This is a genomic window from Streptacidiphilus jiangxiensis (assembly GCF_900109465.1).
GTDB classification, from domain to species: Bacteria; Actinomycetota; Actinomycetes; order Streptomycetales; family Streptomycetaceae; genus Streptacidiphilus; species Streptacidiphilus jiangxiensis.
The window spans coordinates 1-12,160 of the sequence record NZ_FOAZ01000032.1 but is presented as its reverse complement, the minus strand read 5'-3'; the positions used below and the strand labels follow the sequence as shown (position 1 = coordinate 12,160).

Below are 12,160 nucleotides of genomic sequence, written 5' to 3'. Positions count from 1 at the left end.
GCGCGGACTAAGGAACCTGCCTGATGAAGTTCACCGACGGCTACTGGCTGATGCGGCCCGGCTGCACCGCGCGCTACGCCGCCGAGGTCGCCGACATCCGGGCCGACGAGCGCCGGCTGACGCTCTACGCGCCGGTCAAGCACGTGCACGGACGTGGTGACACCCTCAACAGCCCGCTGCTGACCGTCGAGTGCTGGTCGCCCGCCGAGGGCGTGATCGGGGTGCGCGCCACCCACCACGCCGGAACGGTCGACCGCGGACCGGAGTTCGCCCTTCCCGGCGCCGAGGAGGGCGCCGGGAAGGTCCACCGCGACGGCGAGGTGGTGCAGCTGAGCTCGGGCGCGCTGACGCTGCGCGTCGACGCTTCCCAGCCGTGGAGACTGGAGTTCGTCGCCGACGGACGGGTGCTGACGGCGGCGGGGGAGCGCGGCACCGGCTTCGTCACCGACGCCGAGGGACGCCACCACATGCTCGGCCAGCTCTCCCTGTCGGTCGGCGAGCTGGTCTACGGGCTCGGCGAGCGGTTCACCCCCTTCGTCAGAAACGGCCAGACGGTGGACATCTGGCAGGCCGACGGCGGCACCACCAGTGAACTGGCCTACAAGAACATCCCGTTCCACCTGACCAACCAGGGCTACGGCGTCTTCGTCAACCACCCCGGCAAGGTCAGCTACGAGGTCGGCTCCGAGTCCGTCGGACAGGTCCAGTTCAGCGTCGAGGACCAGTCGCTGGAGTACTTCGTCGTGTACGGGCCCACGCCGAAGGAGATCCTCACCCGCTACACCGCCCTGACCGGACGCCCCGCGCTGCCCCCGGCCTGGGCACTGGGCCTCTGGCTGACCACCTCGTTCACCACCGACTACGACGAGGCCACCGTCAACCGCTTCGTCGGCGGCATGGCCGAGCGCGGCATTCCGCTCAGCGTCTTCCACTTCGACTGCTTCTGGATGCGCGAGTACCAGTGGTCCGACTTCACCTGGGACGCGCAGACCTTCCCCGACCCGGTCGGCATGCTGGCCCGGCTCAAGGAGCAGGGGCTGCGGATCTGCGCCTGGATCAACCCCTACATCGCCCAGAAGTCGCACCTGTTCGAGGAGGGCCGGCGCGCCGGCTATCTGATGCGGCGCGCCGACGGCAGCGTGTGGCAGTGGGACCTGTGGCAGCCCGGTATGGCCCTGGTGGACTTCACCAATCCCGCCGCGCGTGACTGGTACACCGCCGAGCTGCGCAAGCTGCTCGCCCAGGGCGTGGACTGCTTCAAGACCGACTTCGGCGAGCGCGTCCCCACCGACGTCATCTGGCACGACGGCTCCGACCCGGAGCGGATGCACAACTACTACACGCACCTCTACAACAAGGCCGTCTTCGAGCTGCTGCGCGAGGAGCGCGGCGAGGGCGAGGTCATGCTCTTCGCCCGCTCCGCCACGGCCGGCGGCCAGCAGTATCCGGTGCACTGGGGCGGGGACTGCGAGTCCCACTTCAACGCCATGGCCGAGTCACTGCGCGGCGGGCTCTCCCTCGGCCTGTCCGGCTTCGGCTTCTGGAGCCACGACATCGGCGGCTTCGAGGGCACCCCGACACCGACCGTCTTCAAGCGCTGGGTGCAGTTCGGTCTGCTCTCCTCCCACAGCCGCCTGCACGGCAGCAGGTCCTACCGGGTCCCGTGGGACTACGGTGAGGAGGCCGTCGACGTGACCCGCGCGTTCACCCTCCTCAAGCACCGCCTTGCCCCCTACCTGCACCGCGCGGCCCAGCAGGCGCACGCCACCGGCGTCCCGGTGATGCGCGCCATGGTCCTGGAGTTCCCCGACGACCCGGCGGCCGCCACCCTCGACCGGCAGTACCTGCTCGGCGACGACCTGCTCGTCGCCCCGGTGTTCACCGACGACGGAACGGTCGACTACTACGTCCCGGAGGGAACCTGGACCAACATCCTGACGGGGGAGCAGGTCACCGGCCCGCGCTGGACGCGCGAACAGCACGGCTTCCACACCCTGCCGCTGCTCGCCCGGCCCGACTCCGTCATTCCGTTCGGCGCCGACGACCAGCACCCCGTCTCCGCCTGGGCGGACGGCGTCGAACTGCGGGTCCACGCCTTCGCCGACGGGGTTGAACGCACGCTGGTGATCCTGAGCCCGAACGACCCGGGCGAGTCGGCCCGCTTCCATCTGCTCCGCGAGGGCGACCGGCTCCACGTCACCACCGACAGCCCCCACCCCTGGCAGCTGCGCCTCGGCGGACCGCACGGAACCGTCCACGCCTGCCCCGCCGGCACCGGGGCCGCCGACTTCCCGTACCGGGGGCGGGAGTGACGAGCCTCGAAGACGAGCTGATCGAGCTCCGCCGGGAGATCCACCGCCACCCCGAGCTGGCCGGTGAGGAGCGGGAGACGGCCGGACTGGTCGCGGAGCAGCTGCGCGCGGCCGGACTGGAGGTGACGACCGGCGTCGGCGGGCACGGAGTAGTCGCGGTGCTCGACGGCTCCGCGGACGGCCCGACACTGGCGTACCGGGCGGACATGGACGCCGTCGACGCGCGAACGAACGTGCTGCCGTTCCCGGTGTCGGGCCGGGCTGTCGACGAGGCCTTCGCCTCCCGCGTCCCCGGCGTCGCGCACCTGTGCGGGCACGACCTGCACACCGCGATCGGCGTCGGCATCGCCCGCACGCTCGCGCAGGCCGCCGAGCCGGTACGCGGGCGGCTGGTGTTCGTCTTCCAGCCGGCCGAGGAGCCGTTGCAGGGCGCTCGCGCGATGCTGGAGACCGGGTTGGTGCAGCGCCTCGCACCGCGGGAGTTCTATGCGCTGCACTGTGCTCCGTTCCCGTCCGGCACCATCGCGGTCTCTCCGGGGCACGGCCTGCCGGGGCTGGACCACTTCCGGATCGTGCTGCCGGGCGACGATCCTGCCGCTGTCGTCGCGGTGGAGACCGAGGTGGCGGAGCTCGGCACGGTCGGGTTCCCGCAGGACCTGGCCGACTACACCGCGCAGTTCCACGCCCTGACGGAACCCGGGCGATCCGCGTCGGTCCAGGAGTCCGTGTGCGTCGCCCAGTGGACCGCGCGGACACCTGACGGCCGGACGGTCCCCAACGGGCTGCTGCGCTTCTGGCCGCAGGAACGGCATCCGGAGCTGCGCGCCCGGGTCATGCGGATCGCGTCGGCCGCAGGCGGGCATGCCGAGTTCTCGGGCGACCCGGTTCCCGCCCTGGTGAACTCCGTGGAGCTCAGTACGGCGGCAGGCCGGTACCTGGGCGCGGCGCTGGGACCGGAGTCCGTCCTGTGGGCCCGGGCGTCCTGGCCGTACAACTGCGAGGACTTCGCCCTGTTCCTCGACCAGGCGCCGGGCGCGCAGCTCTACCTCGGCGTCGCGGACCCCGACGCGGGGATGAACGGCGCCCCGCACACCCCCGACTTCGCCGCCGACGAGCGGGCGATCGGCCACGGCGTGCGCGCGATGACCGGCTGGCTGACCCACCGGCTGTCGGCGCAGCCGACGCCGAACCATCAGGCGTCGGGGTAGGTCGGATAGGCGAGGGAGGACAGTGATGTCTCCGCCGCGAGGCCCGCATCCTTCCTACGCCCGGATGGCGATCTCCACCTCCACCTGGACGCCGACCTTCACGATCGGAATGACGCCGTGCTGACGGACTCCCACCACTCCTGCATCGACCGGCTCTGGTACCGCCGGCCGGCTGACGCCTTCCTGGAGGCACTGCCACTGGGCAACGGCCGACTGGGCGCCCTGGTGTACGGGGGCGTGCACACCGAGCGGATCGAGCTCAACGCGGACACGCTGTGGTCCGGCGGCCCCGGACCCCGGGACCGGGAGGGCGCCGCCGACCACCTGCCAGCCCTACGGGAGGCGGTGCTGCGCGACCGCGACTACGCCCGTGCCGACGCGATCGCCGCCGCCCACCACCAGGGCCCCGACACCGAGGCGTACCAACCGCTGGCGGCCCTGCTGCTGACCTTCCCGTCCGTCGGCTCGGCCTTCGCGGCCGGCGTGGACGACGTGACCGACTACCGGCGAGTGCTCGATCTCGACCTGGCCGTGCACACCGTCTCGTTCACCGCAGGTGGGGTGCGGTACCGGCGCGAGAGCTTCGTCTCCGCCCCGGCGGGCGTGCTGGCGGTGCGCCTGACAGCGGACACGCCCGGGGCCATCTCCTTCCGGGCGGGCTTCACCACGCCTCACCCCGGCGCGGAGATGACCGCCGGGCCCGATGGCCAGGGTTTGGCGATCCACGGTCGCGTCCCCGCGCACGTTGCCCGGGGAGAGGTGACCTACCAGGCGGAGGCGGGCACGGGCTTTGCTGCCGAACTGCGCGTGCAGGCCCTGAACGGGCATGTCGTCGTCGACGCGGACAGCGTCGAGGTCACCGGCGCCGACGGGGCGGTGATTCTGGCCGCTGTCGGCACCGGGTACCGGGGATGGCACACGCAGCCCGACGGCCCCGAGACGGCGCTCGCCGAGGCGCGCCGCTGGCTGGACGAGGCGGAGGGGCAGGACTTCGACACGCTCCTCGCCGCCCACCTGACCGACCACCAGCGGCTCTTCGGCGCGGCCGGACTGCGTCTCCACGGGTCGGCCGAGGCGGACGCACTGCCGACCGACGAGCGGCTCGCCGCCGCGAACGACGGCGCCGACGATCCGGGCCTCGCCGCCCTGCTCTTCGCCTACGGCCGCTACCTGCTCATCGCCAGCTCGCGGCCCGGCACCCAGGCCGCGAACCTCCAGGGCATCTGGAACAACGAGGTCACCCCGCCCTGGAACTGCGACTGGACCTCCAACATCAACCTCCAGATGAACTACTGGCCCGCCGAGAGCACCGGCCTCGCCGAGTGCCACGAGCCGCTCTTCGACCTCGTCGCCGACCTCGTCGAGTCCGGGCGGAACACCGCACGGACCTACTACGACGCGCCCGGCTGGTGCTGCCACCACAACGCCGACCTCTGGCGGGCCACCAATCCCGTCGGCGGGGACCCGGTCTGGGCCAACTGGCCGATGGCCGGGCCGTGGCTCGCCGCCCACCTGTGGGACCACCACCTCTTCCACGGCGACCGCGCCTTCCTTGCCGAGCGCGCCTACCCGGTCATGCGCGAGGCCGCCCGCTTCCTGACCCACCTGCTGGTCGAGGACGCGGACGGTCAGCTGGTCAGCTGTCCCTCCACCTCGCCCGAGCACCACTTCCGTCTCGACGACGGCACCTTGGCCGCCGTCTCCGCCGGCTGCACCATGGACTACTGGCTCGCCGCCGAGCTGCTCGACACCACCGTCGCCGCCGCGCGCGAGCTCGGCACCGACCAGGACTTCGCCGAGGAACTGGCCGCCGTCCGCAAGCGCCTTCGGCGCCCGGGTGTCGCGGCGGACGGGCGGCTGCTGGAGTGGGGGGAGGACCTGCCCGAGGAGGACCCCGGTCACCGGCACCTCTCCCACCTCTACGGCCTCTACCCGGGCAGCGCCGTCGACCCGCTCGGCGACGACACCCTCCTGGCCCCCGCGCGCCACGCGTTGGGCCGACGCCTCCAGCACGGGGGCGGAGGTACGGGCTGGAGCCTGGCCTGGGTCGCCGCGCTGGCAGCCCGGCTCGGCGACGGGCCGCTCGCCGGGCACGCGGTCTCACGCCTGCTGGAGACGTCCATCGCGCCCAACCTCTTCGACCTGCACCCGCCGCAGTTGTTCCAGATCGACGGCAACCTCGGTATCACCGCCGCCATCGCGGAGATGCTGCTGCAGAGCCACAACGGCATCCTGCGGCTGCTACCCGCCCTCCCGCCGTCCTGGCCGGACGGCGAGGTACGCGGCCTGCGCGCGCGAGGCGGGACAGCTGTCGACCTGAGTTGGCGGCAGGGTGCGTTGCGCCGAGTCGAGCTGCGCTCCCGGCGCGTCGGGACGGTCGAGCTGTGCCTGCCCGAGAGCGGGGGCCGTCCGCACGCCACGGACGAGGAGGATCGCGAGGTCGCACTGACCCCTGTCCCAGGGGCGGGTCTGCTCCGGCTGAACTTCGAGGCGGGCCGCACCTACCGGCTCACCTTCCCGGGGGAGCCACCGAACGCCGACGGGCGTGTGCGTCAGGAGGCGGTGCCGGTGACGGAGCTGCCCCACGCCGTCACGTGGTAGGTCACGGTCGCGCCGCTCCAGAAGCGGACGGTGAGGGTGACCTGTGCACCCTGTTTGATCCCCTGGAAGAATTCGGACGACAGGGTCAGGGTGTGATGCGCGGAGTCGGGGACGACGTCGGTGTCGAAGCCCAGGAACGGCGTCCAGTTGTTCGGGCCGGCGTTGCTGCCATCGGAGTAGTGGGCCTTCACCGTCGCCAGCACGTCACCGCGGAACTGCGCCGGGACGGTGAGCCCACTGGTGCTGCCCGAGGCGCCGGATAGCACGGGCGTCGCGGAGGAGACGACACGGATCTGCCACGCCGCCCCCGCCGAGAACCGGGCCGTCAGGGTGGCGGCGACTCCGTAGCCGTGGTGTGCCGTCAGGCGGGCGAGCAAGGCCGGGGTGAGGGTGAGGCGACTGTCGGCCAGCGTGTAGTCGCGTCCCTGGACCAGCGCCGTACGGCCCTCGAACAGGCCGCGGAAGGCGGTCCCGTTCGGGTTGAGCGTCAGGGTGCGGGCGGTGACGGGCTCCGACGCCGGGACGAAGACCTGGTCGCTGGAGGCCGTGCCGGAGCGGGTCGTCCAGCCGTCCTTGATCTCCGCGAACAGGCCCGGGTCCCGCCAGCGCAGCGTGGTGCGGTCCAGGTAGGCGCCGTTGTCCCACAGGAAGCCGGTGATGCCGTTGATCCGCTCCTGGTGGCCGATCTCCTCGAAGTACTTCAGCGCCTCGCCGCGTTCGACCACGTCCGGGTGGTTGATGTCGGGGTAGCTGAGCAGCCCGTACTCGCCGAGGATGAGGGGGATGCCCTTGGCGACGAACGTGTCGTGCATGCGCGTGAAGACGGCCGTCATGTCCTGCAGACTCGCGGCGTCGAACCGGTCCACACCGGCGTTGGAGGAGCTGAACGGCCAGTAGCCGTAGTAGTGCAGGCTCGCGATGATCCGGTCGTCATGGAGCGAGGCGATCGTGGTCGCCAGGTCGTTCATCAGCGACTGGCTCGGCGTGTCGCCGATGGTCGGCAGCACCAGCAGGCGCGTCGCGTTCGCTCCGCCCGACGCGCGCACGATCCGGTGGAAGGAGGTGTTCAACTCGTCGAGCAGCGCGGCCTTCTGGGCGTCCGACGCGTTCGTGAACGTGGGCTCGTTGACGCTTTCGAAGACCAGGTGGTCCGACTCGTCGCGGAACTGCGCGGCGAGCTGCGTCCAGGTGGCGTCGTAGCGGGCCAGGACTCCGTCGTGGTCAGCGGGCATGCCGGCGATCCACTGCCAGGAGTCGTGGTGGACGTTGAGCACCACGTAGAAGCCGTCCGCCAGGGCCCAGTTCACCACCTGCTTGATCCGGGCGACGTAGGCCGGATCGATGGTCCAGCCGGGGGCGGAGCCCTGGTGGCCGCTCCAGGTGACCGGGATGCGGATGCTGCGGAAGCCCTGCGCGCGGATCGCGTCCAGTTGCGCCTTGGCGACCACCGGATTGCCCCACGAGGTCTCGGCCGGGATGGCGTCCAGGCTGTTCCCCAGGTTCCAGCCGGGCTGCATCGCGGCCACGGCCGCCATCGCGCCCGACCGCGCGTGGGCCACCGCCGAGGGCGCCTGGCCGGGCGCTCCGCCCGTGGTCGCACCCGACGCGGAGCCGTAGACGAGCCCACCGGCGGCGATCAGCGCCACCGGGGTCCCCACCATCAGCCCGAGCCTGCCACGACGGTGCCGTGCGGCCTGGCGAGTTGCCTTCATCTCTCAGTCCTTCGTGACGAACGAACTTGATCCGTCCCCTTGTTGCCGCTGGTGGCCCGAAAGGTTGCTCCGACCATGACGTGTTTGCCGCCCGCTGGGCCGGCTGCGGCGGCCCGGACGATGAAAGCTACATCCGCCGGCCTCCTCGATCACCGCAGGTGAGCCCACCCGACAACACCGAGCGCGGGTGGCACCGTTGACGTTCGTCGACGCCCCGGCCGACCCTCGGGGCACCGTCGGCGGCCCGAGCCCACCCCCACCCGCGATGCCCCGGCGGTACCCACCCGTCGAGAGGAACCGGTCCATGTCCCTGCGACCCCCGTCGCGCCCGTTACGCCTGCCCGCGACCCTGGCCGCCCTGGCGCTCCTGGCGGCCGTACCGCTCTGGAGTTCCGCGCCGAGCGCCGGTGCCGCCGTCTCCGCCACCACCACGGCCACGGTGAGCGTGAACGCCGCTCAGTCCCTCGCCACCGTGCCCGCCACCGGGATCGGCACCAACGCCTCGGTCTACGACAGCAAGCTGACCGATGCCGCCGTCCCCGGCCTGCTGAAGCAGGCCGGCGTCGGCCTGGTGCGCTTTCCGGGCGGAAGTTCGTCCGACAGCTACAACTGGAAGACCAACAGCGACCTCACCAACGGCACCCAGGCCGTCGACTTCGACCAGTACGCCACCATGCTCCAGCAGTCCGGCGCCCAGGGCATGGTGACGGTCAACTACGGCAGCGGTGACACGATCGGCGCCACCGAGAGCCCGGCCGAGACCGGCGCGCAACTGGCCGCCGACTGGGTGAGGTACGCCAACATCACGCACAACTACCACATCAAGTACTGGGAGATCGGCAACGAGGTCTACGGCAACGGCACCTACGGCGCCGACTGGGAGACCGACAAGCACTGCTCGACCGGCACGAACCCGACCGACTGCGGTCCCGCGGTGTACGCGCAGAACGCCAAGGCGTACATCGCGGCGATGAAGGCCGTCGACCCGACCATCCAGGTCGGCGTGGTGCTCACCGCACCCGGCAACTGGCCGGACGGCGCCACCTCGGCGGGCAGTCCGCAGTCGTGGAACCAGACCGTGATGACGGCGCTCGCCGGTCAGATCGGCTTCGCCGACGTGCACTGGTACCCGCAGAACCCGAGCAGCGTCGCCCCGCCCGGGCCGACCGACGCGGGCCTGCTCGCCGACGCGGCGCAGATCCCCACCATGGTCGGCACACTGCGCTCGCAGCTCGGCCAGTACGAGGGCAGCAGCTCGGTGCCGATCATGGTGACCGAGACCAACTCCGTCTCGTCCAACCCCGGCAAGCAGACCGTCGGCCTGGTCAACGCGCTCTTCCTGCCACAGGACTACCTCGGGTGGCTCGCGAACGGCGTCTCCAGTGTGGACTGGTGGCAGATCCACAACGGCATCGTGACCACGGGCGACAACGGGTCCTCGCTCTACGGCTCGGCCGGCTACGGTGACTACGGCATGCTCGCCGACGGCAGCTGCGGCGCTGTCGGCGGCGCGCAGCTGTGCGAGCCCGCGGCCGACACGCCGTTCCCGGCCTACAACGGCATGACGCTGCTCAGCCGGTTCGTCCACCCCGGGGACACCCTGGTCTCCACCGGATCCAGCCAGTCCCTGCTGCAGGCCTACTCGGTGAAGGCCGCCGACGGTTCGCTGCGCGTCCTGCTGGTGAACGACGACCCGGCCAACAGCTATGCGGTGAACCTCTCCTACGCGGGATTCAACCCCGCCTCGGGCACTCCGACCGTGACCACGATGGCGGGCCCCGCGGCGGCACTGACCACCGCGAGCATCGGCACGGCGGGTTCGCAGACCGTCGCGCCGTACAGCGCGGTGCTGCTCACCCTGCAGCCGGGCACTGCGGTGACCCCGCCGACCACCCCCGGCACGCCGACCGCCTCGGGCGTCACCAGCAGCGGCGTGAACCTGAGCTGGACCCCGTCCACCAGCTCCACGGGCCTTGCGGGCTACGACGTGGTGCAGGTGTCCGGCAGCGCCGAGACCGTCGTGGCCTCCCCGGCCGGCCCGAGCGCGACGGTGGGCGGCCTGCAGCCGAGCACCGCCTACACCTTCGCCGTCTACGCCAAGGACACGGCGGGCAACCGCTCGGCCCGCTCCGGGACCGTCACGGTGACCACGGCGGCGGCGACCGGCGGCGGGTGCAAGGTCGGCTACTCGGTGAACGACTGGGGCGGCGGCTTCACGGGCACCCTGGTGCTCACCAACACCGGCAGCACGCCGGTGAACGGCTGGACGCTCTCCTTCCGCTGGCCCGGCAACCAGCAGCTGACCAACGGTTGGAACGCCGCCTGGACCCAGTCGGGCAGCACGGTGACGGCGACCAGCCTCTCCTACAACGGCACGCTGGCGTCGGGCGCGAGCACCACCGTCGGGTTCAACGCCTCCTACTCGGGCGCCAACCAGGCCCCGAACAGCTTCTCCCTGAACGGCGCGGTCTGCAGCTGAGGCGCACAGGCTCGGCGGACGGTGGGCTCTGCACGGCCACCGTCCGCCGGACGCCCGCCGCCGAAACATTTCGAACTGGTTCTTCGTCAACATGGTGGTCCGGTGGGGCACAAGGACTAGGGGGATCGCCCGATCCAGTACGTGCAGCACCATTGACTGCGCGAGATCACCAGGTTTAGCGTCCGGGTTGTTCGGCAATCAGTTCGAAACTTTCGAATGAATCCCGCCTCAATCTGGAGAGTTCGCAGTGAAGCTACGTCGCCAGTCCACGGTCGCTGTTGGCATCGCCACCGCGCTCATGCTGATCTCGTCCGCCGTCGCAGCGGCTGACGTAAGTGGCGCTCCGTCAGTCCCGAGCGACTCCCTGCGCGCCCTGGCGGCGCAGCAGGGTCTGCGCATCGGCACCGCCGTCGACATGGGACAGCTGGGGACCAACAAGCTCTACACCGACACGGTCGCCGGTCAGTTCTCCGTCGTGACACCGGAGAACGTCATGAAGTGGGACGCTGTGGAGCCCACCCGTGGGACCTATGACTGGAAGCCCGCTGACCAGTTGGTGCAGTTCGCCGAGCAGCACGGGCAGTCGGTCCGCGGCCACACGCTCATGTGGCACAACCAGCTGCCGAGTTGGCTCACCACCGGAGTCGCCGACGGTTCCATCGGAGACTCCGAACTGCGCGACATCCTCCACCAGCACATCACCGCCGAGGTCAGCCACTTCCGCGGCGAGATCTGGCAGTGGGACGTGGTCAACGAGGTCTTCGCCAACTCCTGGGACAGTGCCACGTCCGACGGCCTGAACAGCAACGACTTCTGGATCCAGCACCTTGGAGAGGGCATCGTCGCCGACGCGTTCCGCTGGGCGCACCAGGCGGACCCGAAGGCGCTGCTCATGTACAACGACTACAACATCGCCGGCCAGGACGGTACCAACGCGAAGTTCCAGGCGGTCTACAACTTCGTCAAGGGCCTGCGCGCGCAGGGCGTGCCCATCGACGGCATCGGCGAGCAGGGGCACCTCGACACCCAGTACGGCTTCGACGCCCAACGCTTCCAGGCCGACCTCCAGGCCTATGGCGCCCTGGGGCTGAAGGTCGCCGTCACCGAGGCCGACGTGCGCACCTTCGTGAACAACGCGACGGACCAGGTGCCCACCAGTCAGCTCGCCCAGTTCGCCCAGCCGTACGAGTTCTCCGAGATGCTCAAGGGGTGCGAGCTCGTCCGGCAGTGCATCTCCTTCACGGCGTGGGGCGTCTACGACGGTGACTCCTGGATCCCCGGCACCTTCGGTGGCGAGGGTTACGGTCTGCTGTACGACGTGAACCTGCAGCCGAAGGCCGCGTACGTCGCCCTCCAGCAGGACCTGGCGCTGGCCGCGCACAGCGCGCGCCGCGACGGTGGGGGCGCCGGGGGCGAGTGATCGCTGCCGGTCCGCATGGTCCGTCGGCTCCGGCTGCCGGACCATGCGACGTCGCTCCGGGTTCAGCGGGCGCCGAGGAGGTGTTCCATGGCGAGCTGGTCCAGGACCTCGAAGGCCATGCCGCGGCGGGCGGCGGTGTCGACGTCGAAGTCCTCGAAGGCGTCCCGGTCGGCGAGGAGGCCGGCGAGGCCGTCCTGGGCGGTGGGGAGGGCGAGTTCGGGCAGGCGGGCGGCGGTCAGCGCGGCGACGACGTCCGGGTCGGCGCGGAAGGCGCGGGCGCGTTCGGCGAGCAGCAGGTAGTTGCGCATGCAGGCGGCGGCGGAGGCCCAGACGCCGGAGAGGTCCTCGGTGCGCGGGGGCTTGAAGTCGAAGTGGCGCGGGCCGTCGTAGCCGGCCGATTCCAGCAGGTCGACCAGCCAGAAGGCCTG

The 12,160-nt window shown here is 71.1% G+C and carries 6 protein-coding genes and 1 pseudogene; 5 read left to right on the top strand and 2 right to left on the bottom strand.

All coding sequences use genetic code 11. The features are described from left to right. The first annotated feature begins 23 nt into the window (after positions 1 to 23). The 3 genes from yicI (at position 24) to BMY61_RS38295 (ending at position 6,121) form a co-directional block, all read left to right on the top strand. A complete protein-coding gene (gene yicI, locus BMY61_RS38305) occupies positions 24 to 2,312 on the top strand; it encodes an alpha-xylosidase (RefSeq protein ID WP_042452870.1) in 2,289 nt (762 codons plus the stop codon). Beyond that, positions 2,309 to 3,520 (top strand): M20 metallopeptidase family protein, encoded by a 1,212-nt coding sequence (locus tag BMY61_RS38300; RefSeq protein ID WP_174514531.1) that lies wholly within the window; start codon positions 2,309 to 2,311, stop codon positions 3,518 to 3,520. Before yicI ends, BMY61_RS38300 begins: the two co-directional genes overlap by 4 nt. Before the next feature lie 117 nt (positions 3,521 to 3,637). After that, positions 3,638 to 6,121: a glycoside hydrolase family 95 protein gene (locus BMY61_RS38295; RefSeq protein WP_052439032.1), complete on the top strand. Its 2,484-nt coding sequence runs from the start codon at positions 3,638 to 3,640 to the stop codon at positions 6,119 to 6,121. Here BMY61_RS38295 and BMY61_RS38290 read toward each other — a convergent pair. Then, positions 6,073 to 7,833 carry a cellulase family glycosylhydrolase gene (locus BMY61_RS38290; RefSeq protein WP_042452873.1) on the bottom strand — a complete coding sequence of 587 codons (1,761 nt, stop codon included), beginning with the start codon at positions 7,831 to 7,833 and terminating at the stop codon, positions 6,073 to 6,075. The two genes, BMY61_RS38295 and BMY61_RS38290, sit on opposite strands and share 49 nt — an antisense overlap. A 304-nt stretch (positions 7,834 to 8,137) precedes the next feature. On the opposite strand from BMY61_RS38290, the gene BMY61_RS38285 reads away from it, so the two are divergent. Next, positions 8,138 to 10,312 carry a cellulose binding domain-containing protein gene (locus BMY61_RS38285; protein ID WP_052439033.1) on the top strand — a complete coding sequence of 725 codons (2,175 nt, stop codon included), beginning with the start codon at positions 8,138 to 8,140 and terminating at the stop codon, positions 10,310 to 10,312. A gap of 247 nt (positions 10,313 to 10,559) precedes the next feature. Beyond that, positions 10,560 to 11,732: an endo-1,4-beta-xylanase gene (locus BMY61_RS38280; RefSeq protein ID WP_042452875.1), complete on the top strand. Its 1,173-nt coding sequence runs from the start codon at positions 10,560 to 10,562 to the stop codon at positions 11,730 to 11,732. Between the two features lie 62 nt (positions 11,733 to 11,794). Here the strand turns inward: BMY61_RS38280 and BMY61_RS38275 are convergent. Continuing rightward, positions 11,795 to 12,160 (bottom strand): annotated as a pseudogene (locus tag BMY61_RS38275) (xylose isomerase); the annotation flags it as partial.

Excerpts from the sequence above, each read along its gene's own strand:
- yicI (WP_042452870.1), top strand. The coding sequence starts at position 24 with ATGAAGTTCACCGACGGCTACTGGCTGATGCGGCCCGGCTGCACCGCG.
- BMY61_RS38290 (WP_042452873.1), bottom strand. The coding sequence starts at position 7,833 with ATGAAGGCAACTCGCCAGGCCGCACGGCACCGTCGTGGCAGGCTCGGG.
- BMY61_RS38285 (WP_052439033.1), top strand. The coding sequence starts at position 8,138 with ATGTCCCTGCGACCCCCGTCGCGCCCGTTACGCCTGCCCGCGACCCTG.